This window comes from Kitasatospora sp. NPDC085464 (assembly GCF_044541955.1).
GTDB lineage: Bacteria > Actinomycetota > Actinomycetes > Streptomycetales > Streptomycetaceae > Kitasatospora.
On the sequence record NZ_JBITTM010000003.1, the window covers coordinates 232,553 to 256,066 of the forward strand.

Sequence of the window (23,514 nt, forward strand, 5' to 3'; positions counted from 1 at the left end):
GAGTCAGGCGGGGCCGGGGCCGGTCGGGACGGGCATCGCGCGCCAGGTGTCCGCAAGGACCTCCATGGTCACCAGGCGCATGGTCGTGCCGGCCTCGGCGAAGTAGCGCTCGGTCTCGCCGGTGGGGGTGAAGCCGAAGCGGGTGATCGCGCGGACCGCGTCGGTGTTCGCCACGGACGTCATGCTCCACACCCGGGTGAGGCCGAGTTCGGCGAAGGCGAGCTTGAGCATCAGCCAGCCGATGTCGGGCGCGCAGCCGGAGCCGCGCAGGTGCCGGGCCATGGTGAAGACGCCGGAGTACCCGGTGCTGGCGTCCTCGACGTCGAGGCGGATGCCGCCGACGGGACGGTCGTCACCCCGGAGACACGCGGCCAGCTGGTAGTGGCGGCGCGGTACCGCGGCGGCGGTCGCCACGGCCTCGTCGAGCCTGCGCCGGATCCGGGTGTCGTCCATGACACCCGTCGAGAGGTGGCGCATCCCGTCCTCGTCGCCCCAGACCGGGCGCATGGCGTCGAGGTCGTCGGCACGGTGGTCCCGAAGGCGGAAGCGCGCGGTCTCCAGCACCGGGAGTGTCGTGAGCGGATGTATCTGCGTGGGAATCATGGTCGAGCCCTGACGACGTGGTGGGTGATCGGTGATTGCGGCCGGTGGGACCGCGGCTCACAGTGCACCAGGCGCGCGTAGACATCCGATCAACGCCGTCACCGGCGCCGGGCGGTGCGCCGTCAACTGCCGGAGGAACCTCACCGGGCTCGCGGTGCAGGCCCCGGCGGGTCAGTCGCGGCCTTCCAGGGCGAGCGCCACGGCGGTGGCAGGATCGTCCGCCACGACGACGCCCGGGACGGCTACGCCCCGCGCATCGACGATCTGCCAGGTACCCAGCCCCACCACCGGCTTGCCGCCCTGCCGTACGGCCATCGCCACCTCGGAGAGCGTTCCCCATGACCCGCCGACGACCACGACCGCGTCCGCGGAACCGACCAGGACGCTGTTCCGGGCCTGGCCCATGCCGGTCGCGACGGCAGCCGTCAGGTGGGGCGAAGCCCCGGACCGGTCCGCGCCCGACAGGATGCCGATGACGAGGCCACCCGCCCCTGCCGCTCCCTGCGCGGCGGCCGCCATGACACCGCCGTAGCCCCCGCAGAGCACGACCGCACCCGAGCGCGCCAGCAGGGCACCCACCTCCCGGGCCGCCGCCGCCTCGGCCGCACTGCACTCCGCGGGCCCGCACACCGCCACCTGGACCGCCGGCTGGGTCATCACCTGGGTCATCACCGCTCCTTATCAAGGTGGCGGCACGGCCGGCGGGCCGGACGCGGGTCACCGCGTCACTGGCCCTTCCGCGTGGCACAGGACCGCTCGACGGCGGTCTTGATCCGGCCGCCGAAGTCGGGGGCGTCCTTGCGGGCGGCGCGGAGGGCCGCGCCGAGCAGAAGCTTGCCGAGTCCGTGGCCTTCGAGCACGTTGAAGATCCGGACCCGGGTACGGCCGTCCGGCAGCGCTTCGAGGTCGTAGCCGCCCTCGGCCGTGATGAGGTTCTTGCTCTGCTCGCTCCAGCAGATCGTGCGCGGCGCGTCCAGGGTGGTGATGCGGAACTGGCGGGCGGTCTTCATCCCGGCGTCCTTCACCGTGCTCCGGAAGACCGTCCCGACGGCGGTCGGGCCGTCCGGAGTCTTCGTGATCTCAAGGACCCGAGGGCTGAACTCGGGGTCGTGGCGACCGTCGGCGAGGTACGCGAAGACCTCCTCGACGGGGCAGTCGACCTCCACAGCGGCTTCGAACTGTCCGGACATGACGGCTCCTCGCGGGGTTCCCGGCGGTTGCTTCGCCGTCAGGATTCCAGAGGGCCCCGGCCCTCGCCTCCCGGGCGCGGAGTGTCAGTGCCACCCGCTGGCGTCGGAGGGCGCGGAGAGGAAACGTGGGCGGCAACCCGCAGAGGGAGGACGAGGATGGCGACCTTCACGCTCGTTCCCGGTGCCGACGGCCGGGCCTGGTTCTGGCACCGGCTGGAGCCCGAGCTGCGGGCCCGGGGGCACGACGTGGTCACGATGGACCTGCCGAGCGACGATTCCGCCGGTCTGGAGGAGACGGCGCAGGCCGTCGTCTCAGCGGTGGAACGGCGTGCCGCGCTCAGCGGGCCGCTGGTCCTGGTGGCGCAGTCGCTCGGGGGCTTCTCGGCTCCGCTGGTGTGCGGGCGGCTGTCGGTGCCGGTCGCCGAGCTGGTGCTGCTCAACGCGATGGTCCCGGCGCCCGGGGAGACGGCCGGGCAGTGGTGGGAGAACACCGGCCAGGCCGAGGCCCGGTCGGACCACGCGGCCGCCACCGGGCGTGGCGCCGATCCCGAGTTCGACCTGCGGGCCGACTTCTTCCACGACGTCCCGCCCGAGGTCACCGAGGAGGCGTTCGCCCTGGGCGCCTCGCAGCCGCCCTCCGCGCTGTTCGCGCAGCCGTGGCCACTGACCCGCTGGCCGGACGTACCGACGCGGTTCCTCCAGGGGCGGGACGACCGCTTCTTCCCGCTGGAGTTCCAGCGCAGGATCGCCCGTGACCGGCTGGGCCTGGAGATCGAGGAGATCCCCGGCGGTCACCTGGCCGCACTCAGCCGCCCCCGACAACTCGCGGACGCACTGCTGCGCGTCGGGCCCACGAAGCCCGAGGAGCCCGCAGAGCACACGAAGCCCGTGTAACGGCGGGATCGGTACGGCGGTGCGGTGTCCGGGGTCGTCCGTCCGGGTGGGGAAACCCGAATCCGTCGTGGCGATGAGTTTTCGGGCCACGGCGGGTCTATCTCTTGACGGAGACAATCGACCCACGCACGGGAGTCGGCCATGGGCCTCATCGACATCGAGCTGTTCACCACCCTCGACCTCGTCGGGCAGGCGCCCGGCGGCCCCGACGAGGACCCGGTGGGGTTCCCCTTCGGTGGCTGGCAGGCGCCGCTGATCGACGAGGTCACCGGGGCGCAGATCCTCGCAGCGTACGAGGGCACGGACGCCCTGCTGCTCGGGCGGCGGACGTACGACATCTTCGCCGCCTACTGGCCGCACCAGAAGGACGGCGAGATCGCCGAGTTGTTCAACCGGGTGCCGAAGTACGTGGCCTCCCGCGGCACGCCCGACCTCCCGTGGGCCGGCTCCACGCAGCTCGGTCCGGATCTGCCCGCCGCGGTGCGCGAGATCCGGGACCGGCACGAACAGGTGAAGGTCGTCGGTAGCCTCGACCTCGTCCAGACCCTCCTGCGCGAGAAGCTCTTCGACCGCCTCGACCTCTGGGTGCACGCGATCACGCTGGGCGTCGGGAAGAAGGTGTTCGACGGCGGCGCGGTGCCCACCAACCTCACCCTCCTCCAGCCCCCGGCAGCCGGCCCCCAGGGCACCGTGCGCCTGCGTTACGGACTCGCCGACGGCACCCCCCGCACCGGCGACATGAGCGCACCCGACCGAGGCCTCGGAGACGAGGGCTGAGTAGCGGTCCGCGGACCCGTCACCGGGGCCCCTGCGCAGCCTGGAGGTCGTCGAGACCGAAGGGCCGCAAGGAGCCGCGGACGGGCGGCCGGGGCGGGCGGCCGGAGGGCTGCTGTCACCTCCGGACGCGGTGGGCCAGGACCGTGATGTCCGTGCCGAAGGCGACCACCAGCCGCCCGTCGGGGGTCACGGCCAGTCCACGGACATCGGCGGGGAACGCGTATGCGCCGATCTGCCGTCCCGTGGTGGCGTCCCACACCCGCGCGGTGCCGTCGTCCCCTCCCGCGGCGACGACGGGGCGGCCGTCCAGCATCCCTGCCGCCCCCGCCCGCACCCGGCCGGTCAGTCCCACGAAGGACGGACCGATCCGGTCACCCGTGACCATGTCCCACAGGTGGACCGGTTCGCCCGCGCACCCGGTCAGGATGACATGGCGGCCTGCGAGTGATTCCAGGGCCAGGGCGCAGCGCTGCTTCGGCTGCACGCCGATCCATGCGCTCGCGGTCAGGTCCCACACGCGTCCTTCCCAGGTCACGGCGACGAAGCGGTCCTCCACCGCGCCGAAGAAGTCGATGAACGAGCTGGAGTACTCCTGCGTCGACCGCCCGTGCAGTTCCTCCCGGGTCGTGAGATCCAGGACCCGCACCGTCCTCGTCCGGTCGCGCGTGAGGAGGACGGGCCGCCCCTCGACCGTCGCCACCGTCACCTGGCTCACGGCGGCGGTGTGGCCGGCCAGGGGCTCCCCGAGCTGTTCCCCGCCGTCGAGGTCCCAGACCCGGACCGTTCCGTCCTCAGCGCCGGTCACGATGACGGAGCGGCCGTCCACGACGGCCGTGGTGACCCGGTGCACGGGCCCGGTATGACCGGCCGGCCTGCGGCCCGCCCCGCTCCCGACCCGCTCGTCCCTCTCGCCGTCGAGGTCCCAGACACGGACCGATTCGTCGTCGCCTCCGGTCACGGCGAAGTGACGGTCCTTCACCACGGCCGTCGCCGCTGCCCGCACCGTCCCACGGTGGCCGATCAGCGGCGGGCGCAGGTGCCGGGAGGCGGACAGGTCCCACACGTGGACCGGCCCGCCGCTGCCTGCGAGGAGGGCGACGGGGCGCCCCCGCAGCACGCTCACGGCCGCCGCCTCCACGAACCCCGGCCCGGGCTCACCCACCTGCTCTCCCGTGGCCAGGTCCCGGATGCAGGTCTCGTAGGCGTTGGCGCTGACGGCCAGCGGGGACTCGAACGCCGGGTCCGTCGCCACGACGTGCGTCATGGCGTTGATCTCCATGGTGGCGCACTGGCGACCGCCGCCGTCGGCGATGTCGGAATCGGCGTCGAAGTCGGCGTCGGGGCCGGGGCCGGGGTCGGACGACGGATCGGTGCGGGCGTGGGACTCCCCGACCGGGTCGCTCCCCGCGCCGAACTCCCGTCCCGTGAGCAGGTCCCACCGCCGGACGGTTCCCCAGCCGTGGCCGGTGACGACGACGGGACGGCCGTCCACCACCGCCGTCGCCAGCGCGCGTACGGTGCCGGTGCGTATGCTCAGCAGTTCTCCGCGGCCGGCAGGGGCGGCCGGGTCCCACACCCGTACCCTCCCGTCGACGCTGCCGCCGACCACCACCGGCCGGCCCTCGATCGGCACGGTGGCGAGCGAGTTGATCCAGGAGCCGCCCTCACCCGGGTACAGGACGACCGGCTCGCCTCCACCCTCTCCCGCGACGAGGGCCCACACCCGGACCGACCCGCCGGAGTGCGCGGTGACGGCGACCGGACGGCCGTCCAGGACCGTCGTCACGAGTGCCCGCACAGCGCCGCTGTCACCGGCTGCGGCCGCGCCGCTGTCGCCGACTGCGGCCGAGCCGAGCTTCCGGCCGGTGGCGAGGTCCCACCAGTGCAGTGTGCCGTCCTCGCAGCCGGCGACGGCGAGCCCGCGGTCCGCCACGACCACGGTCGCCACCGCACCCACCGTGGCGGGTGCGGGCAACGCGTACCGCAGCCGGGAGTCCAGGCCGGTACCGGTCGCCCACTGCACGACCCACGGATCACCGGTGTCCCCGCCGACCGCCACCGCGGCGATGCCCCGCGCCAACTCCCGGTGTCCGTACCGGGCGGCGTCCAGCGCCAGCACCTGCCGTCGCAGCTGCGCACCGGATTCACGGTGCAGATGCCCTGACGCCCGGTACACGGCCGCCGCCGCGGCTTCCTCCCGTCCCACAGCGCCGTCCAGGGCCGCCACGACCTGTTCCGGGTCGCCGTTCACCAGCCACTCCGGATCGGCCAACCGGCCATCCACCGACACAACGTCACGACCCGGACCATCACCCGGGAACTCACCGGCCATGACCGGCACCCTAACCACACCCGCCCCGCCCGGTCCGCCGAACCGGCAGGCCGGCCTCCTGAGCTCCGGGCCAAACCCGGTGACACACGCGTGCGGTGCCGGGAGACTGGTGACGGACATCCTCGGCCGGTCGAAGGCCGAGGGCACAAGGGGAAGGGGAAAGGTGGCACTGGCGAAGAAGGGTTCCCGCCGCATCGTCGTCGACGGCGTCGAGTACCGCTGGCGAGTGAGCAGGAAGCACTGGTGCTGCAGCTACGACGGCGTCACCCTGGGCTACCGGGTGGAGGACGCGGCCTCGCCCGGAACGACGCTGGTCGTGGAGACCGGTCGGCGGGCCGTCTTCGAACCGAGCCTAGTGCCCGCTGAGCTCGTCCTGCCGCGCGAAGTCGCCGCCGGCATCCGGGCCGCGCTGTCGGACGGCTGGACGCCGAGGTCCAACGGTGCACCGTTCACGCTGCACCTCTCCGCAGTCTGACGGGGCCGTACCGGAGGGCCCGAGAGTGCGGGAGGGCCGCCCGCCGGCCACGGGACGCTGCGCCGGCTGGAACGCAACGGCGTGGTCGAGCGCGAGGTGACCGCCACCCGTCCGGTGGCGGTCACCTACCGGTGGTGCAGCCCGGCCCGGGCCGGCGGGGGGCGGACCCCGTCGGCGCGGACCGAGCCCGTCACTGCGGCCGCAGGTTCAGGACGAGGTCGCGCGGGAGGCCGTGGGTGTCGTGGAGGTAGTGGAGGTCCTCCTCGGTCAGCGGGCCGCGGAACCGGGGGCGGGCCAGCACCTGGCGGCCGCGCTCCAGGAGGCGGCCGAACCGGCGCTCCTCGTCGAGCAGCACCCGGCGCACGACGTCCTGGTCCCCCTCCTGGCGGAAGTGGTCGAGGGTGTGCCGGATCAGCTCGCCGGGCAGGTCGACGAGACCGCCCTGCGGGTGGTCGCGGCGCAGGACGGTGAGCACCCGTCGGACGAGCCGGCGCAGCACGTAGCCGCGGCCGGTGTTGGACGGGAGCACGCCGTCGCCGATCACCACGACGGCCGAGCGCAGGTGGTCGCAGACCAGCCGCAGTGACGGTTCGTCCAGCTGCCACAGGGTGGGCACCGTCCGGCGCCAGGGGTCGAAGACGTCGCAGTCGAACACCGACCGTCGGCCCTGGAGCAGCGAGGCCAGCCGTTCCAGGCCGAGTCCGGTGTCGACGTTGCGTTGCGGGAGGGACACCAGGGAGCCGTCGTCGAGCCGTCGGTGGCGCATCATCACGTGGTTCCAGACCTCGACCCAGCGGTCGTCACCGGTGGGTGTCGACTCGGGCGGGGTGTCGCCGGTCCACAGGAAGATCTCCGAGTCGGGGCCGCACGGGCCGGTCGGCCCGTTGGACCACCAGTTGTCCTCGACGGTGAGTTCCACCGGCACCCCGTGGCCCTGCCACAGCTCCAGGGAGGCGGTGTCGGGGCCCGTCCGGTCGTCGCGGCCGAAGACCGTGGCGTGCAGCAGCCCGGGATCGACGCCGAAGCCCTCGGTGAGCAGGCCGTAGCCCCAGTCGAGGCTCTGCGGGCCCTCGTAGTCGCCGAGCGACCAGGTGCCGAGCATCTCGAAGACGGTCAGGTGGGTGGCGTCGCCGACCTCGTCGAGGTCGGTGGTGCGCAGGCAGCGCTGCACGTTGACCAGCCGACGGCCCAGGGGGTGCGGGCGTCCTTCCAGGTACGGGGTGAGCGGGTGCATGCCCGAGGTGGTGAACAGCACGGGGTCGCCGGGCGGCGGCAGCAGGGTCGAGCCGGTGATCCGGCGGTGGCCGCGGTCCTCGAAGTACTCGACGAACGTGCGGACGATCTGGTCCGTGTCCACGGGGTGGCTCCTTCGCGTGTGACGGGGAGGCGCCGGACAACGGGCCCACGCGATCGTCGGAACCGGGGAGGAAAACACCTCCGGGCCACCGCCGGCGGACCGTGTCCGGTCGCCGGGGGGAGTCGGGAATGACGTCAGGCGGCGGCAACCGGCGAGCTGGTCGCTCGCGCGGTCGCGGTGGTGGTGTCGAGGCCGGTGACGTTCATGGCACCCAGGGTAGTGCGGCCGGTCTGCGCGGCGCACCCGGTTTTCCGCCGGACGCCGCCCGGGCAGCCGCGAGGACTCCGCAGCGGCGCGTCACCCACGGCACCCGGCCCGTGCACGTCGGCCGGCGGCAGCAGGAGCCCTGCCGCTGCCCGGCTTTCGCCAACGAGCCGGCACCTGTCGGCCGCGGTCCACACGCACCGGTGCGGGGCAGCGCGACGCGCCCCGCACCGGCAGGCGGGCGGGCCGGCGGGTACGACCGGTCAGCCGTCGATCCGGTGCCCGCTCCAGGTCGTCAACCTCACAGGTCGTGCGCCAGTGATCACGCGCGGCCCCGTCGGTCGATCGGCTCTCCGGCAACGACCAGGCCCTTGTACGTGACGCGGGGCCCCGGCGGCGCGCTGCAGGGCGGCGCGCTCAGCCGAAACGGGCGGAGAAGGGTGGATATCGAACGACTTCGTTGACAGTCGGTCTTTGTATGATCGCTTCGATGGGGCGTCAGCGCTGGACCGAGTCCGACAAGGACGGTTGGTCCCGATGAGTGCAGGCCACGACCTCGCGGCGCAGGTCGACCGCGCGGCGCAGGCACGACCTCGCCGTGGCCGTGCCGCGGAGTCGACGCCCCGCACGATGTAGTCGTCGATGGGGGAAACCAGACGTGAGTACGCCTGCAGCCAACGGGCAGTTCAGTCTCAACAGCCAGGCCATGAACGGCGCAGTGGCGGCGTTGAACGGGATGGCGCTGAACAACCCGACCGTCGGCGGGGTCGCCGACGAATCGACCAACGCCGCTGCGACGGCGCACAGCGGCTGGGACACCGCAGGAGCGCTGCGGGCCGCGCTCACCGAGTGGCACGAGCAAGTGAGCCAGCTGACGGGAAGGCTGCACCAGAACAGTGCGGCGATGGAGCAGACCACTCTGAACTACCACAGCACCAACACCTCCATCGCCGACGCCCTGAAGCTGAAGGAGAACTGAGCCGTGCTGGGATACGAGGACGTTCTCAAGGCGAACCCCGCCACGCTGAGCGCGGCGGCCACCAAATGGCGCGAGATGGCGCAGAAGTTCCACACCATGGAAACCGACTTCGATCAGAAGGTGCTCTCGGTGACCCGTAACGGGCTGTGGACCGGCGGTACCGCCAGCATGGCGAACTTCCAACTGATCCTCACCAAGGGGCAGATAACGGACGCCCAGGTCGAGGCGAACGCCATGGCGTCGCTGCTGGACGACGCGAAGGCGGACTTCGAGGCCGCCCAGAAGCAAGTCCGCGACGCCGCGGACGGTGCCGTCAAGGCCGGGTTCAAGGTCACCGGCACCGGTGTGGCCGTCCTGGACACCAGCACGATGGACAAGGCGACCCTGGAGGCCCTGCACCACGACCGCGAGACCCAGGACGCCTACAACGAGGCCGCGGCCAAGTGGACCAAGGCCATCGAGGCCGGTCTGCAGGCGGCCACCGATGCCGACAAGCGGGCCGCGACCGCCCTGCGCAGCGCGTCGAAGGCGGGCAGCCCGGACAACACCTTCAACGGCCAGGCGGTCGGCGGAGGCGACGCCGCCGACGCGCAGCGCGCGGCCGCGCTCGCCACCCGGATCGACAGCCTCAGCCCGGAGGAGCGGGACCAACTGGCGAACCTGATGAAGGCGAACGCCGACAGCCCGCAGTTCTCGCAGACGCTACTGGACAAAATCGGCCCCGACGGCATGCTGAAGCTCGCGCAGCAGCTCGACGATCCCGGAGACGACGGTGGGAAGAAGGCGTCCTACCCGGGGCTGCGGACGGACCTGACCCGTGCGCTCGCCTCCGCCACCCAGGACCCGAACAGCGACTTCTACAAGAAGTGGCGCGAGGGCATGAAGGCCGCCGGCGACAAGGACTTCGGCTCCGGCACCGAGCCGGTGTTCGGGTACCAGATCCTCACCACCATGATGACCAAGGGCAACGCGAAGTACTCCACGCCCTTCCTCACCGACCTCGCCGACGACATCACCGCCAGCGAGAAGGAACACCCGGACCGGTGGAGCTACAAGGCCAACCACAACGGCACCGCGCTCGGCGCCGACCCGCTCGACAACGTCCTGACCGTGATGGGGCGCCAGCCGGAGGCCGCGACGGCGTACCTGGACCCGGGCGCGGACGGCGCCAACAAGCGCCTGCACTACCTGATGAAGGAACGGCACTGGCCGGACGGCTACCTCACCGGCTACACCACGGTCAAGGTGCCGGACCCGCTCGCGCAGAGCGGTCTGGCCGCCGCGATCGAGGCCGCCACCACCGGCGAGCCGGCCGGCAGCCCCCACGACGGCAAGCACACCGAGGCGCAGGCCCGGGTCATGCACGACACCATCGTCACCCTGGACGAGGGCCAGGGCGGCGACAAGATCAAGGACACCCTGCGCCAACCGCTCGCCCACGCCCTCGCCGACTACGTCGGGGACACCCACGAGCTGCTCAACGGGCGCAACGACGTCTACGGCGCCCACACCGGACACGACTCGGTCTGGAAGGACGGCGACTCCGTCCGGATGGCCGTCGGCCAGGACAGTCTGGTCCGAGTCATGCGCGGCCTCTCGGACGACCCGGCCGCCTACGGCGCGCTGCACCAGGCGGAGACCGGGCAGATCGCTCAGGACCTCGCGACCCTCGGCCCCCACCCCGACCGTGACGCGGTGAAGGACGTGATGGGCAAGGGCGCAGCCGCGCTCGGCGTCTACGACGCCATCCGCGCCGACGCGGCGATGGACATGCGCGACGACAAGAACGCCCAGGCCGACTGGAAGGCCAAGATCCTCTACCACACGGTCGGCGCGCCCATCACCCCGATCCCGGTGGTCGGCGACGCGGCCCAGCGCCTGGTCGACACCTGGACCTACGAGGTCAGCCTGAACGAGAAGGACCAGAACAACTCCGAGGCCAACGCCAAGATCTCGGACACCTACCTGGACGGCACCAGGCAGATGTCCGACCTGGTGGGCATCTGGGCCCGGGACCGCGGCATCAGCCCGGAGGACCACATGATCAACGGGCTGCAGGACGACGTCCTGAACACCCGCAACCGCAGCAGCGACGTCGCCGGACGCTACCTCGGCCGGGGCAACGCCTGATGGCCGCCGCCCGCACCTCCCGCCGCACCGCCGTCACCGTCGTCATCGCCGCCCTGGCGGTGGCGGCCGCTGCCGGCCTGGGCCTCTGGTGGACGCTCGGCCGGGACGACCCCGACCGCGACTGCGCCGGACTGCGCGCCGACGACCGCGTCCGCACGGTACTCGGCGCCGCCTGGCGCTCCGACCTGCCGTGCACCGACCTGGCCGATCGCCTGCACCGGGCCACCACGGGCGACCAGCCCGGCGTGCACACCCTGGAGCAGGCGCGCGCCATGCGCGCCGTCGTCCTCGCGCTCTCGGACAGCAAGGACCACCACGTCCACCCGGACGTCCGCCGTCCCCTCGCCGAAGCCCTCGCCGACTACGCCGCCGACACCCACGCCGTCCTGACTCTCGTCAACGACCCCTACAACGCGCACGCCGAGCCGAGCAGCGACGCCTGGCAGGACGACCAGGGCGTCCACTTCGCCGTCCGGCAACGGGAACTGGTCCCGGCACTGCGTGGCCTCTCGGAGGACCCGGCCGCCTACGGCCTGCTGCGCGCCGCCGACCAGCGACAGGCCGCCGCCGGCCTCGCCACCGTCAAACCGAACCCGCCCGACGCCCAGATCGAGGACCAGGTCGGGCTCGCCGCCATGCCCGCCGGGGCCTACGACGGCATCGCCGCCGACGTGCTGCGCGAACGCGGCACCGACTCCGCGCAGGCCTGGCAGAAGGACGCGCTGAGCCGCCTTCGGTCCTCCAAGGCCGACCCGGTGCCGGACTACGCCACCGACCCGGCCGGCCACCTGACGGCCGGCTGCCTCGACCGGATCGACCCCGCCAGCGCGAGCGGCCTCGTCCAGCTCCAGAGCCAGACCGTCTGCCTGCTCAACCGCTGGTCCGCGTCCTCGGGCGCGAACCTGGACGAGCAGAAGCTCGGCGTCCTCGGAGACCGGGCGTTGAACACCACCGACACCGGACGGCAGGAAGCGAAGAAGGCCCTCACCCCGTAGCCTCCCCGCCCCGGCCGGCCGGTCCCGGGCCTGACTGCGCCTTCCGCGCCGCTTCCCCTGCTCGGTTCCGTCGGAATCGAGCAGGGGAAGCGGCGCGAGCGGGGTCTCCCGACGCCGGGCATCCGGCCGCGCCAACGGGCCGGTCATCACGACGTTCCCGAACGTGCCCGGGGATGTCCCCGCGCAGGCGTGCTCGACCTGCTGGGGTCCGCCTCGGGCCGGACCCGAACGGTCGAAGTAGCCCTCGCCGAAGCCGGGTTCGAGGACAGTGCGGGCTCGCCGTCCGAGCTCCTCGAACGCTGCCGCTGCCGCCGAGCGGCGACCCGTACTTGGCTCGCCGGCTCCCCTGAGCGCCGAGGGCCCTCGGAGCCGGCTCCCTCACCGCCGCCCGGACCAGCCCGGCTCCACCCGCTCCCAGGCGGACTCCCAGCTGCGCTCGGCCCGGCGGTCCAGCCGACGGCGGCGCAGCACGAACCCGCCCTCCGTTCCGAGGCCGAGCACGAAGACCGTGCCCAGGCCCGCCAGGACGGCGTCCGTGGCGATCAGTTCGCCCGACCTGGGCGCGCCGACCGGCTGTCCGGCATCGCCCAGCCTGACCGGAACGGCGGTCCCCGTCGGCGTGCCCTCCGGCACGGGAACGGTGCCGGCTCCGGGCCCCGCCGGGTACGTCCAGCGGGCCTGCGCCTGTTCCCGCACGCTGCCCGCCCGGGGATCGACCGACTCGGCCGGACCCGTGGTGACGGCGGTGACGAGGTGCTGGTGGCGGGCGGCGTCCTGGGCGGCGGCCGTTTCCGCGTGGTGGACGATCAGGGCCGCCACCGCCGCCAGGACGAAGGAGGTCAACGCCAGCAGCGCCGCCGTAGCCACCAGGCGGCTGTACGCCCGGTCGACCGGTCGGCAGAGCGGGTTGTGGTCCCGTCCGACGGCCCGGCGGAGGTGCCCGCGCAGGGTCGTGCGCGAGGCGGGCTGCCGGTGCATGGCGGCTGCGGCGGACATGACACGCCTCCTCGGTGCCGGAGCGACTCTGTCTCGCCGACCAGTCTTCCGGGTCCGCCGCCGGCCTCCGAGGGTCCGACGGCCCCGGTTCCGGACCCGAGCGGGCCACATGTCAGGGTCGCTCGTCCTCGACCGGCGGGGCCGCCACCTTCGCGGGCAGCCCCGCCGGTCGAGGACGAGCGCGGACGAGCCCCGGGAGCGGTCCCACGGGGCCGCAGGATGTCCCGTCACGGGCGGCGAACCGGGTTCGTCCGCGCGCATCGTCGTCGAAGGGGCAAAGTCGTGCCCAGGGGCCGACCGGGCCCAGCTCCGGGGACCATCCGGCCCCTGCTGCAACCCGCGTTCGGTGGTGCGATGGGACTACGGACAGCCGGGGCCACGCGCCCGGGCCTCGTACCGAGCCAGGGAGGCGCACATGAAAGCCGCCGTGGGGGACCGAATCATCGTCCAGGGCACCCGACCGGGGGCGGCCCGCAGAGACGGCGAGATCGTCGGCCTGCACCACGCGGACGGCAGCCCGCCGTACGACATCCGCTGGTCCGACGACGGCAGGGTCACCGAGTACTTCCCCGGGCCGGACGCACAGATCCACCACTTCGACCACGAACCCGCGGCCCCGGAGCGCATCCTGCCGAACCCGCACCTGTTCGCCGACTGACGGGCTGCCCTCGTGACCGTCTCGGCCGATCCGTGCACCCGTGGGCTGCCCGGCGCCGAGGCCGCCCTGGTCACGGCCTCGACGAAATGGCGACGGCACGGACGGGTCGCCGACGCCCGGGTGGGGCCTCGGGGCCTCCGGCCACCGGGCCGGTCGGCCCTCCCGGCCGGGTCGGGACCACGCCTAGCGTGGAGGCAGGCCTGTAACTCCGAAGCGGGGAGGACCGCCATGACATCCGCGAATTCGGAGAGTTCCGCCAGCTCCGTCGTCCTCGGCGTCGACGCGCACGACACCGGCCGGATGACCGCCGCCTGGGCCTCCGACGAGGCCGCCCGCCGGGGCCTGCCTCTGCGGCTGGTGCATGCCGTCCCGTCGCTGTTCCGCGAGTTCCGTCCGTTCGACGAGGGCCGGTACCACAAGGCCCTGCGCGAACGGGCCGACCAGGCCCTCGACCGGGCCACCGCAGTGGCGAGGGAACGGCATCCCCAGCTGGCCGTGGCCACCGTAGTGGCGGAGGACGTCCCGGCGCCCGCGCTGTGCCGCGAGTCCCGCCGTGCCGCGCTCGTCGTCCTCGGCTCCCGGCGGCTGGGCCGGGTCGAGGAGGCCCTGAGTGCCTACTCGGTGGCCGTCCCGGTGAGCGCCCAGGCCCACTGCCCGGTCGTCGTCGTCCGCGACCCCGAGCACACCACCCAGGACCCGCCCTACATCGTGCTGGGCGTGGACGGCAGCCCGTCCTCGGAGCCTGCTGTCGATTTCGCCTTCGACCTGGCGGGCGAGCGCCGGGCTGCACTGCGCGTGCTCTGGGTCTGGCAGCGCCCACCGGTCGGCAACCTCGACGAGCACGCCACCGGGCAGATCCTGCGCCGGCTGCTCTTCGAGTCCACCGCCGGCCGCCACGACCGTCACCCCGACGTCACCGTGACCCACGAACTGGTCCGCGGTCACCCCGTGGAGGAGCTCGCGCTGGCCTCCGAGCACGCCCTCGCCGTGGTCGTCGGGCGCCGCGGCAACGGCGGCTTCACCGGCATGCGGCTGGGCTCCGTACCTCACGGCCTGCTGCACCACGCCCACTGCCCGGTCGTCACGGTGCCCGGCCGTCCGTAGCGGAGGTGCCCGCCCGGCGGGACGATCGGGACCGAACGGCCCATCTCGGCAGTTCAGCTGCGGAGCAAGGCTGGAGATGACGAAAGGTGGAGACCATGCACACCGTGATCGTGTACGAGAGCATGTACGGCAACACCCGGGAGATCGCCGAGGCGATCGCCGAAGGTGTGCACCAGGCCGACCCCGGGGCGGCCGTCGACTGCCTCCCGGTGGCCGAGGCCGACGCCGACATCACCCGGACCGCGGACCTGCTGGTGGTCGGCGGCCCGACCCACATGCACGGCATGTCCTCCGGGCTCAGCCGCCGGATGGCCGCAACGGCCGAGGAGCACAAAAACGGCCAGGAGGAGAAGGCGGCCGAAGCCCGGGAGGCCGTCGAGGGGCAAGGTCTGCGAGCCTGGTTCCATGATCTTCCGGAAACCGAGTCCGGTACCCACGCCGCCGCGTTCGACACCCGGGGCGACACACCCGGCTCCGGAGGCGCCGCCAAGGGCATCGCCCATCGGCTCTCCCACCACCGCTACGACGTGATCGTCGAGCCCGAGGGCTTCATCGTGGAGGGCAGCGACGGTCCCCTGCGCACCGGAGAACTCGACCGTGCCCGCTCCTGGGGCGCGAGCCTGGTCTGAACCCGGAGGCCACAAGGCCCGCTCGCTTCCCGCCGCCGTGACCCGTCGTGGCCGAGGCGTCCTCGCCGCATCGGAGCGAGACTGAATCGAGGGGCCGGACAGGAGGGAACGGGATGTCGGACGGCGTGGGCACCGGACACCGAGGCCTGGTCGGCGAGCTGGCCGGCTTGGTGCGACTGGCGAACACCGCCCTGGGCGGTGCGACGACCCTGATCACGCACCCGGCCGACGGCGGCACCGCGGTTCCCGCCGCGGAGAAGGCCCTGGCGGAGCTGCTGACCCGGATCGAGGAGGACGCTGCCACAACGCCCGGTGGGCGGCCCGGAATCGTGGTGAGCGTCCACGTGGGATGCGAGGTCGAGGCCCTCGCGTGGCTGGCTCGGCGGCTTCTGGAGGCGGCCTGGGCACGCCAGGAGCGGGCGCCGTTCGGCGAACGGCTGCGGGCACCCCTGAGCGGGATGGCCGACACCGCGTTGGACCTCGTCGCCCGCTCTGCCGACGCCCTGGAGTCCGGGGCGCCCGAGGACGTCACGGACGTGTCGACCCGGCTCCACGAGGTCGGACAGCGGCAACGTCTGCTGTACGAGCTGCTGATCCGCGGGCAGGGGACCGATCCGGTCGATGTCACCGACCTCGTACTGCTGTCCTGCTGCTACCAGCAGTGCGCCGACCGGGCCGCGGCGATCGCCCGGCACGCCGGGCTGCTCGCGCACACGGCCGGGTGAGGCCCTACGGAAGAAGGCCCTACGGAAGGCCGGCAACGGCGGTCGCCTCCATCAGCAGCAGCGCGGTGGGTTCGTGCCGCACGGCGCCCCGATCGGTCACCAGCATCGGGCCGAGGACGGGATCCGCCCCCGGCGAACCGGTGCGCATCAGGCGTTCGAGCAGCGCCGACACGCTGTGGGCGTACGCCCGCGAGGCCGTCCCGGGCACCTGTGCCGCGAGCTCGCCCGCACCGATCACCGTGCCCCCGCCCCCGGTCACCGTCGTCGTGTCGGGCAGGACACCCTCGACGATGCCGCCCGCCGGGCCGGCCGTCAGGTCCACCAGCACCGAGCCGCGCCGGAGCCCGGCCAGCGTCGCCCCGGGCAGCAGGACGGGCGGCAGCCGGCCCGGCACGGCCAGGGCCGTCACGATGACGTCGTACCGAACGACGGCCTCGGCCAGCCCCACCACCCAGACCGGACGCTCCCGGTCGAGTGAGTCCTCCAGCTCCCGGCCGTCCGCCATCGGGCGCAACGCGGGCAGGTCCAGCAGGTCCGCGCCCAGGGCGGCGACCGCCGCGCGCTCGCGGTGGCGCGGTTCGACCGCGTGGACCGTGGCGCCGAGCCGGCAGGCGGTGTCGATCGCCTGGAGACCTGCGGCTCCGGCGCCGACCACGAGCACCCGGACCGGGTCGAACAGGCCGTCCGCCGTGCCCCAGGGCGGCAGGCAGCGGTCCAGGCGCTCGGCGGCGAGCAGCACCGCCCGGTACCCGGCCACCCTGGCCTGGGAGGCCCCGGCGTCCAACGGGCGGGCGGCGGGCAGATCGGGCGCCAGGTCGAGGCCGATCGCCGTCACGCCGCGGTCCGCCCACTGCCGGACCAGGTACGGGATCCGCTGCGGCCGCAGCAGCGCCACCAGCACCTGGCCGGGGCGCAGCTCGTGCACCGGGTCGACGTTCGGCGGGTGGATCCCGAGCAGGACGTCCGAGCGGCGCAGCAGTTCGGCGCGCTCGGTCACCGCGGCGCCCGCGGCCCGGTAGTCGGCGTCGTGGTGGCCGTCCTGGTCGAGTCCGGCGCCGGACTCGACCAGGACGGCCACGCCGAGCCGACCGACGGCCGTCACCAGGTCGGGCACCAGTGCCACCCGGCGCTCCCCGGGTACGGTCTCGCGCAGCACCCCCACCGTCGTGGCCGTCATCGCTGCCTCCAGGGTCGGCCTTTGCGCCCAGTATGTTCCGTTTGCCCGGGTAGTTCGCCCGGTCGGATACTCGTGCGCGGGGCCACTCGCGCGTGGAACGCCACACGGCACGGCGGAGGGAGCCGGTCATGGCAGCCAGGGGCTGGCAGTTCTGGGTGGACCGGGGCGGGACCTTCACCGACGTGGTCGCACTGACGCCGGACGGCCGACTGCTGACCCACAAGCTGCTCTCGCACGACCCGGTCCGCCACCGAGACCCGGCCGTCGCCGGGATCCGGGCCCTGCTGCCGCCCGACGCCGATCTCGACGTGCACGTCGGCTCCGTCCGGATGGGCACCACGGTGGCCACCAACGCCCTGCTGGAGCGCACCGGGGAGCCGACCGTCCTGTGCATCACCCGCGGCTTCGCGGACGCGTTGCGGATCGGCTACCAGAACCGTCCGCAGATCTTCGCCCGCGAGATCGTCCTGCCCGATCCGCTCTACGCCCGGGTGGTCGAGGTGGACGAACGGGTCACCGCCGACGGCGAGGTCCTGCGCCCGCCCGACCTCGACCGCCTCGCCGAGGACCTGCGCGGGTGCCTGGACGAGGGCCTGCGCTCGGTCGCGGTGGTCTGCCTGCACAGCTACCTGCACCCCGCCCACGAACGGGAGATCGGCCGGCTCGCCGAGCGGCTCGGCTTCGACCAGGTGTCGCTGTCCAGCGAGGCGAGCCCGCTGATGAAGGTCGTTCCGCGCGGGGACACCGCCGTGGTCGACGCCTATCTCGACCCGGGCCTGCGCCGCTACGTCCGGCAGGTCGCGGAGGAACTGGCCGGTGTCCGGCTGATGTTCATGCAGTCCAACGGCGGCCTCGCGGAGGCCGGCCACTTCCGGGGCAAGGACGCGATCCTCTCCGGCCCGGCCGGCGGCATCGTCGGCATGGTGCGGATGTCGGAACTCGCGGGCCACGACCGGGTGATCGGCTTCGACATGGGCGGTACCTCCACCGACGTGTCGCACTACGCGGGCGAGTACGAACGGGTGGTGACCACCCAGGTCGCCGGGGTGCGGCTGCGAGCGCCGATGCTGGCCATCCACACCGTCGCGGCGGGCGGCGGCTCGGTCCTGCGCTTCGACGGCGAACGCCTTCGGGTCGGACCGGACTCGGCCGGTGCCGACCCGGGCCCGGCCTGCTACCGCAACGGCGGACCGCTGACCGTCACCGATGCCAACCTGCTGCTCGGCCGCATCCAGGCCGAGCACTTCCCGCACGTCTTCGGGCCGGACGGCGACCAGCCGCTCGACTCCGCTCTGACCCGGCGCCGGTTCGCCGAACTGTCCGACGAGATCGGCGGTCTTTCGGCCGAGGAGGCGGCCGAGGGCTTCCTGCGGATCGCGGTGGGCAACATCGCCAACGCGATCAAGCGGATCTCCGTCCAGCAGGGCCACGACGTCACCCGCTACGCCCTGACCACCTTCGGTGGCGCGGGCGGCCAGGTCGCCTGCCCGGTGGCCGAGGCGCTGGGCATCCGCACCGTGCTGGTGCCGCCCATGGCCGGGGTGCTGTCGGCCCTCGGCATCGGCCTGGCCGACACTGTCGTCCTGCGCGAGCAGGCCGTCGAACGGCCGCTGGCCGAGGAGGAGATGGATGCGGTACGGGCTCTCGCCGACGATCTCGCCGAGGCGGCCACCCGCGATCTGCTCGACCAGGGCGTCCCGCCCGAACGGATCCGGCAGACCCGCCGGGCCCGGCTGCGCTACCAGGGCACCGACACCACCATCGGTGTCCCCCTGGGCGAACCGGCCCGTATGCGGGCCGAGTTCGAGGAACGGCACCGGGCCACCTACTCGTTCCTGATGGACCGCCCGCTCGTGATCGAGGCCCTCGCCGTGGAGGGCACCGGCCTGACCGAGCAGCCCCGGCTCGACGCCCTCTCCCCCACCGGCGCTCGCACCGATCCCGTCGCCGTCCGCCTGTACACCGGTGGCGGGTGGCGGCAGGTCCCGCTGCTGGAGCGGCGATCGATGCACCCCGACGAAACCGTCACCGGCCCGGCCGTGATCGCCGAGGCCAACGCCACCACGGTGGTGGACGCCGGCTGGAGGGCCGTCCTCACACCGGCCGGGCACCTGTTGGTCGAGCAGCTCGGAGCCACCGCCGAGGAAGCCGTCCCGACCACCGCCGACCCGGTCCTGCTGGAGGTCTTCAACAACCTCTTCATGGCGATCGCCCAGCAGATGGGCGCCCGGCTGGAGTCCACCGCACAGTCGGTCAACATCAAGGAGCGGCTCGACTTCTCCTGCGCGCTCTTCGACCCGGACGGCAACCTCGTCGCCAACGCCCCGCACATCCCCGTCCACCTCGGCTCGATGGGCACCACGGTCAAGGAGGTGATCCGCCGCCGCGGCCCGGGGCTGCGCCCCGGCGACACCTACGCCGTCAACGACCCGTACCACGGCGGCACCCACCTGCCCGACATCACCGTGGTGACCCCGGTGTTCGACCAGGACGGGCAGGACGTGCTGTTCTTCGTCGCCTCCCGCGGCCACCACGCCGAGATCGGCGGCACCGCCCCCGGCTCGATGCCCGCCGACAGCCGAGAGATCCACCAGGAGGGCGTGCTCTTCGACAACTGGCCGCTGGTGGTGGACGGGCGGTTGCGCGAGGAGGAGACCGTCCGGCTGCTCACCGAGGCGCCGTACCCGTCCCGCGACCCGGACACCAACCTCGCCGACCTGCGCGCCCAGATCGCCGCCAACCGCAAGGGCGTCGACGAGGTCAACGCGATGGTCGACCACTTCGGACTCGACGTCGTCCAGGCCTACATGCGGCACGTCCAGGACAATGCCGAACAGGCGGTGCGCCGCGCCGTCGACGGCCTGGCCGACGGCACGTACCGCTATGAGACCGACTCCGGTGCGGTGATCGCCGTCTCGGTGCGGGTCGACCGCCGGGACCGCAGCGCCGTCATCGACTTCACCGGCACGTCCCCCCAGCTCGACACCAACCTCAACGCGCCCTCCGCCGTGGTCACCGCCGCCGTCCTGTACGTCTTCCGCACGCTCGTCGCCGACGACATCCCGCTCAACGACGGCTGCCTGCGCCCGCTGCGGATCGTCGTGCCGTCCGGCTCCATGCTCGCCCCCGAGTACCCCGCCGCCGTCGCCGCGGGGAACGTCGAGACCTCCCAGGCCATCGTCGGCGCCCTCTACGCCGCACTCGGGGTGCAGGCGGAGGGTTCCGGCACGATGAACAACCTCAGCTTCGGCAACGCGGAGCACCAGTACTACGAGACCATCGCGTCCGGTTCCGGCGCCGGCCCGGGATTCGACGGGGCGGCCGCCGTCCAGACCCACATGACCAACTCCCGCCTCACCGACCCCGAGGTCCTGGAGTGGCGCCTCCCGGTCCTCGTCGAGGAGTTCGCCGTCCGCCCCGGCAGCGGCGGCTCCGGGCGTCACCACGGTGGCGACGGCGCCCTTCGGCGTCTGCGCTTCCGCGAGCCGATGACCGTCAGCCTGCTCACCGGCCACCGCCGCGTCCCCCCGTACGGCCTCGCCGGCGGCTCGCCCGGCGCCCTCGGCGCCAACCGCGTCGTGCGCGCCGACGGCACCGTCGAGGACCTGCCCGGCTGCGGCAGCGCCGAGGTCGCGACCGGGGACACCCTGGAGATCCGCACCCCGGGTGGCGGCGGCTACGGCACCTGACCCCGCACGCCCGCTCGCGTCATCGGGCCGGCCTTCCACCACTGCCCCGCATGCGCCCAGGGCCGACCGGCCCTGCCGTCGCCGCCGACCGGTCCCGTCACCCGGGACCCACCGCGCCTTCCCCGCCCGTTGCCGCAGGAGCAGTGTGGGGACGTACGGAGCCCGCGGCCGCAGCGCCGTCGGGACGCCCAGCCAGCGCGCCTGGAGGCAGCCATGCGCCGTGTCATCCGCTTCCGCGACCTCGGCCGGGAAGACGTCGGCCTGGTCGGTGGCAAGAACGCCTCGCTCGGCGAGCTGATCAACGGCCTGGGCCCGGCCGGCGTCCGGGTGCCCGACGGCTTCGCCACCACGGCGGACGCCTACCGGGAGCTGCTCGACGCGGGAGGTTTGCGCGAGCGGATCGCCGGTCAGGTCGACCGGCTGCACGGGGGCGCCCCGCTGCCCGAGGTCGGCGCCGCCATCCGGTCCGCCGTCCTCGCCACCCCGCTTCCGCCGGCCCTCGAACGCGAGGTCGTGGAGGCCTACGGGCAACTCGCCCGCGAGGCCGGCCGGGCGGACCCGGACGTCGCGGTGCGCAGCAGCGCCACCGCCGAGGACCTGCCGGAGGCGAGCTTCGCCGGTCAGCAGGAGACCTTCCTCAACGTCCGGGGGCCTGCCGCTCTGTCGGACTCCTGCCGGCGCTGCTACGCCTCGCTGTTCACCGACCGGGCGATCGACTACCGGGAGCGGATGGGCTTCGACCACCTCTCCCTCGCGCTGTCGGTCGGGGTGCAGCTGATGGTGCGCTCCGACCTGGCGGGCGCGGGCGTGGTGTTCACCCTGGACACAGAGACCGGCTTCCCCGGTGTGGTGGTGATCAGTGCGGCCTGGGGACTGGGCGAGACGGTGGTCAGCGGCCAGGTGGACCCGGACGAGTACACGGTGTTCAAGCCCGTGCTCAAGGACCACCACCTCGACCCCGTCGTCCAGGTACAGCTCGGCGCCAAGCGCCGCAAGGCCGTGTACGCCGAGGACGGCTCGACCACGACCGTCGACACCGACGCCCAGGAGCGCTCCCGGCCCGTGCTCGGCGAGGGCGACATCCGCACGCTGGCCGAGTGGGCGGTGGCCGTCGAGGAGCACTACGGCTGCCCGATGGACCTGGAGTGGGCGAAGGACGGCATCACCGGCCGGCTGTTCCTCGTCCAGGCCCGTCCGGAGACCGTGCAGTCCCGCCGCCACGGCGAGGTGCTGCGCCGCTTCCGGCTGACCGGCACGGGCGAGCGGCTGGTGGACGGCATCGCCGTCGGCGAGGCGATCGGCGCCGGGCCGGTGTGCGCGCTGGCCGAACCGGTCGGGCTGGAGCGCTTCCCGCAGGGCGCCGTCCTGGTCACGGAGATCACCGACCCCGACTGGGAGCCGCTCATGAAGCGGGCCGCCGCGATCGTCACCGACCACGGCGGCCGGACCTCGCACGCGGCGATAGTCAGCCGCGAGCTTGGCGTGCCCGCACTCGTCGGCACCGGCTCGGCGACGACGGTGCTCGCCGAGAGGCAGGAGGTCACCGTCTCCTGTGCCGAGGGCGCGGAGGGCCACGTCTACGCGGGCCGCGTCGCGTACGAGGCGACCGAGACCGACCTCGGCTCGCTCCCGGCCACTCGGACGAAGGTGATGCTCAACCTGGCCGACCCCGGGGCCGCGTTCCGCTGGTGGCGGCTGCCGGCGGACGGTGTGGGTCTGGCCCGTACCGAGTTCGTGGTCGCCCACCAGGTCCGTGTCCACCCCATGGCGCTGGTCCACCCCGAACGGCTCTCGCCCGAGGACCGCCGCCTGGTCGACGAACTGACGTACGGCTACCCCGACCGGACCGACTACTTCGTGGACCGTCTCGCCCATGGCGTCGCCCGGATCGCCGCCTCCCGCTGGCCGGACCCGGTGGTGGTGCGCACCAGCGACTTCAAGACCAACGAGTACGCCCGGCTCGTCGGCGGCGCGCCCTTCGAGCCGGTCGAGGCCAACCCGATGATCGGCTGGCGCGGCGCGAGCCGCTACTACGACCCCGGCTACCGCGAGGGTTTCGCCCTGGAATGCCAGGCGCTGCGCCGGGCCCGGGACGAACTCGGGCTGACCAACATCGTGGTGATGATCCCGTTCTGCCGCACCCCGCGGGAGGCCGACCAGGTCCTCTCGGTGATGGCCGACAACGGCCTCGCCCGGGGCGCGAACGGCCTGCGGGTGTACGTCATGGCGGAGATCCCGGCCAACATCCTGCTCGCCGAGCAGTTCGCGGAGCGCTTCGACGGCTTCTCGATCGGCAGCAACGACCTCACCCAGCTCACCCTCGGCGTCGACCGCGACTCCGGCCTGCTCGCCCACCTCTTCGACGAGCGCGACCCGGCCGTCACCCGCAGCATCGAGTCCCTGATCGCCACCGCCCACGCGGCCGGTCGACACGTCGGCCTCTGCGGCCAACGCCCCAGCAACGACCCCGGCTTCACCCGCTTCCTGGTGCAGGCCGGGATCGACTCGATCTCCGTCACCCCGGACAGCTTCGCCGCGGTGAAGCACGCGGTGGCGGCTGCGGAGCAGCAGGCTTGACCCGGACGAGCACGCCGTGGGTC

General features: G+C 73.3%; 19 protein-coding genes. 12 read left to right on the forward strand and 7 right to left on the reverse strand.

Annotated features, from left to right (window positions below):
* Window positions 1-3 precede the first annotated feature (3 nt).
* The 3 genes from ACIGG8_RS04245 to ACIGG8_RS04255 form a co-directional block, all read right to left on the reverse strand.
* The gene (locus tag ACIGG8_RS04245; RefSeq protein ID WP_396545639.1) at window positions 4-603 is read right to left on the reverse strand and encodes a GNAT family N-acetyltransferase; all 600 of its coding nucleotides are present in this window, start codon (window positions 601-603) and stop codon (window positions 4-6) included.
* 171 nt (window positions 604-774) lie between these two features.
* Window positions 775-1,272 carry a TIGR00725 family protein gene (locus tag ACIGG8_RS04250; RefSeq protein ID WP_396545641.1) on the reverse strand — a complete coding sequence of 166 codons (498 nt, stop codon included), beginning with the start codon at window positions 1,270-1,272 and terminating at the stop codon, window positions 775-777.
* A gap of 56 nt (window positions 1,273-1,328) precedes the next feature.
* Window positions 1,329-1,793 carry an SRPBCC family protein gene (locus tag ACIGG8_RS04255; RefSeq protein ID WP_396545643.1) on the reverse strand — a complete coding sequence of 155 codons (465 nt, stop codon included), beginning with the start codon at window positions 1,791-1,793 and terminating at the stop codon, window positions 1,329-1,331.
* 156 nt (window positions 1,794-1,949) lie between these two features.
* On the opposite strand from ACIGG8_RS04255, the gene ACIGG8_RS04260 reads away from it, so the two are divergent.
* Entirely contained in the window at window positions 1,950-2,687 is a 738-nt protein-coding gene (locus tag ACIGG8_RS04260; protein WP_396545645.1) for an alpha/beta fold hydrolase, read from the forward strand.
* A gap of 141 nt (window positions 2,688-2,828) precedes the next feature.
* A complete protein-coding gene (locus ACIGG8_RS04265) occupies window positions 2,829-3,464 on the forward strand; it encodes a dihydrofolate reductase family protein (RefSeq protein WP_396545647.1) in 636 nt (211 codons plus the stop codon).
* 115 nt (window positions 3,465-3,579) lie between these two features.
* Here ACIGG8_RS04265 and ACIGG8_RS04270 read toward each other — a convergent pair whose 3' ends face one another.
* The gene (locus ACIGG8_RS04270) at window positions 3,580-5,736 is read right to left on the reverse strand and encodes a WD40 repeat domain-containing protein (protein ID WP_396545649.1); all 2,157 of its coding nucleotides are present in this window, start codon (window positions 5,734-5,736) and stop codon (window positions 3,580-3,582) included.
* A gap of 223 nt (window positions 5,737-5,959) precedes the next feature.
* Between ACIGG8_RS04270 and ACIGG8_RS04275 the strand changes: the two genes are divergently transcribed.
* Window positions 5,960-6,271, forward strand: coding sequence for a hypothetical protein (locus tag ACIGG8_RS04275; protein WP_396545651.1), 312 nt, complete (start codon window positions 5,960-5,962; stop codon window positions 6,269-6,271).
* 190 nt (window positions 6,272-6,461) lie between these two features.
* On the opposite strand, the gene ACIGG8_RS04280 is transcribed toward ACIGG8_RS04275, so the two are convergent.
* Window positions 6,462-7,628, reverse strand: coding sequence for an alanine--tRNA ligase-related protein (locus ACIGG8_RS04280; RefSeq protein WP_396545653.1), 1,167 nt, complete (start codon window positions 7,626-7,628; stop codon window positions 6,462-6,464).
* 862 nt (window positions 7,629-8,490) lie between these two features.
* Between ACIGG8_RS04280 and ACIGG8_RS04285 the strand changes: the two genes are divergently transcribed.
* Genes ACIGG8_RS04285 through ACIGG8_RS04295 form a run of 3 tightly spaced genes read left to right on the forward strand, consistent with a single transcriptional unit; the run spans window position 8,491 to window position 11,936 of the window.
* On the forward strand, window positions 8,491-8,811 hold the full coding sequence (locus ACIGG8_RS04285; RefSeq protein ID WP_396545655.1) for a hypothetical protein: 321 nt from the start codon (window positions 8,491-8,493) through the stop codon (window positions 8,809-8,811).
* A 3-nt stretch (window positions 8,812-8,814) separates the two neighbouring features.
* Window positions 8,815-10,941: a DUF6571 family protein gene (locus ACIGG8_RS04290; protein WP_396545657.1), complete on the forward strand. Its 2,127-nt coding sequence runs from the start codon at window positions 8,815-8,817 to the stop codon at window positions 10,939-10,941.
* Window positions 10,941-11,936, forward strand: coding sequence for a hypothetical protein (locus tag ACIGG8_RS04295; RefSeq protein WP_396545659.1), 996 nt, complete (start codon window positions 10,941-10,943; stop codon window positions 11,934-11,936). Before ACIGG8_RS04290 ends, ACIGG8_RS04295 begins: the two co-directional genes overlap by 1 nt.
* 378 nt (window positions 11,937-12,314) lie before the next feature.
* Here ACIGG8_RS04295 and ACIGG8_RS04300 read toward each other — a convergent pair whose 3' ends face one another.
* A complete protein-coding gene (locus tag ACIGG8_RS04300; RefSeq protein WP_396545661.1) occupies window positions 12,315-12,932 on the reverse strand; it encodes a hypothetical protein in 618 nt (205 codons plus the stop codon).
* A 415-nt stretch (window positions 12,933-13,347) separates the two neighbouring features.
* Between ACIGG8_RS04300 and ACIGG8_RS04305 the strand changes: the two genes are divergently transcribed.
* The 4 genes from ACIGG8_RS04305 to ACIGG8_RS04320 all read left to right on the forward strand — a co-directional run bounded on the left by ACIGG8_RS04305 (window position 13,348) and on the right by ACIGG8_RS04320 (window position 16,048).
* Entirely contained in the window at window positions 13,348-13,590 is a 243-nt protein-coding gene (locus tag ACIGG8_RS04305) for a DUF1918 domain-containing protein (protein ID WP_396545663.1), read from the forward strand.
* Between the two features lie 228 nt (window positions 13,591-13,818).
* Window positions 13,819-14,694: a universal stress protein gene (locus tag ACIGG8_RS04310; RefSeq protein WP_396545665.1), complete on the forward strand. Its 876-nt coding sequence runs from the start codon at window positions 13,819-13,821 to the stop codon at window positions 14,692-14,694.
* 95 nt (window positions 14,695-14,789) lie between these two features.
* Window positions 14,790-15,323, forward strand: coding sequence for a flavodoxin family protein (locus tag ACIGG8_RS04315; RefSeq protein ID WP_396545667.1), 534 nt, complete (start codon window positions 14,790-14,792; stop codon window positions 15,321-15,323).
* A gap of 113 nt (window positions 15,324-15,436) precedes the next feature.
* Complete coding sequence (locus ACIGG8_RS04320) at window positions 15,437-16,048, forward strand: hypothetical protein (RefSeq protein WP_396545669.1); 612 nt, start codon at window positions 15,437-15,439, stop codon at window positions 16,046-16,048.
* 19 nt (window positions 16,049-16,067) lie between these two features.
* Here the strand turns inward: ACIGG8_RS04320 and ACIGG8_RS04325 are convergent, their stop codons facing one another.
* Window positions 16,068-17,225, reverse strand: coding sequence for an NAD(P) transhydrogenase subunit alpha (locus ACIGG8_RS04325; protein WP_396545671.1), 1,158 nt, complete (start codon window positions 17,223-17,225; stop codon window positions 16,068-16,070).
* 128 nt (window positions 17,226-17,353) lie between these two features.
* Here ACIGG8_RS04325 and ACIGG8_RS04330 point away from each other — a divergent pair, with 128 nt between their 5' ends.
* Together ACIGG8_RS04330 and ppsA are read left to right on the forward strand one after the other, a co-directional pair.
* Entirely contained in the window at window positions 17,354-20,914 is a 3,561-nt protein-coding gene (locus tag ACIGG8_RS04330) for a hydantoinase B/oxoprolinase family protein (protein WP_396545673.1), read from the forward strand.
* Between the two features lie 213 nt (window positions 20,915-21,127).
* The gene (gene ppsA, locus ACIGG8_RS04335; RefSeq protein ID WP_396545675.1) at window positions 21,128-23,491 is read left to right on the forward strand and encodes a phosphoenolpyruvate synthase; all 2,364 of its coding nucleotides are present in this window, start codon (window positions 21,128-21,130) and stop codon (window positions 23,489-23,491) included.
* The last annotated feature ends 23 nt before the right edge of the window (window positions 23,492-23,514 follow it).

Bases quoted from the DNA above. Each gene is read 5' to 3' on its own strand.
- ACIGG8_RS04245 (WP_396545639.1), bottom strand. From the start codon at position 603: ATGATTCCCACGCAGATACATCCGCTCACGACACTCCCGGTGCTGGAG.
- ACIGG8_RS04250 (WP_396545641.1), bottom strand. From the start codon at position 1,272: ATGACCCAGGTGATGACCCAGCCGGCGGTCCAGGTGGCGGTGTGCGGG.
- ACIGG8_RS04255 (WP_396545643.1), bottom strand. From the start codon at position 1,793: ATGTCCGGACAGTTCGAAGCCGCTGTGGAGGTCGACTGCCCCGTCGAG.
- ACIGG8_RS04260 (WP_396545645.1), top strand. From the start codon at position 1,950: ATGGCGACCTTCACGCTCGTTCCCGGTGCCGACGGCCGGGCCTGGTTC.
- ACIGG8_RS04265 (WP_396545647.1), top strand. From the start codon at position 2,829: ATGGGCCTCATCGACATCGAGCTGTTCACCACCCTCGACCTCGTCGGG.
- ACIGG8_RS04295 (WP_396545659.1), top strand. From the start codon at position 10,941: ATGGCCGCCGCCCGCACCTCCCGCCGCACCGCCGTCACCGTCGTCATC.
- ACIGG8_RS04300 (WP_396545661.1), bottom strand. From the start codon at position 12,932: ATGTCCGCCGCAGCCGCCATGCACCGGCAGCCCGCCTCGCGCACGACC.
- ACIGG8_RS04305 (WP_396545663.1), top strand. From the start codon at position 13,348: ATGAAAGCCGCCGTGGGGGACCGAATCATCGTCCAGGGCACCCGACCG.
- ACIGG8_RS04310 (WP_396545665.1), top strand. From the start codon at position 13,819: ATGACATCCGCGAATTCGGAGAGTTCCGCCAGCTCCGTCGTCCTCGGC.
- ACIGG8_RS04315 (WP_396545667.1), top strand. From the start codon at position 14,790: ATGCACACCGTGATCGTGTACGAGAGCATGTACGGCAACACCCGGGAG.
- ACIGG8_RS04320 (WP_396545669.1), top strand. From the start codon at position 15,437: ATGTCGGACGGCGTGGGCACCGGACACCGAGGCCTGGTCGGCGAGCTG.
- ACIGG8_RS04325 (WP_396545671.1), bottom strand. From the start codon at position 17,225: ATGACGGCCACGACGGTGGGGGTGCTGCGCGAGACCGTACCCGGGGAG.
- ACIGG8_RS04330 (WP_396545673.1), top strand. From the start codon at position 17,354: ATGGCAGCCAGGGGCTGGCAGTTCTGGGTGGACCGGGGCGGGACCTTC.
- ppsA (WP_396545675.1), top strand. From the start codon at position 21,128: ATGCGCCGTGTCATCCGCTTCCGCGACCTCGGCCGGGAAGACGTCGGC.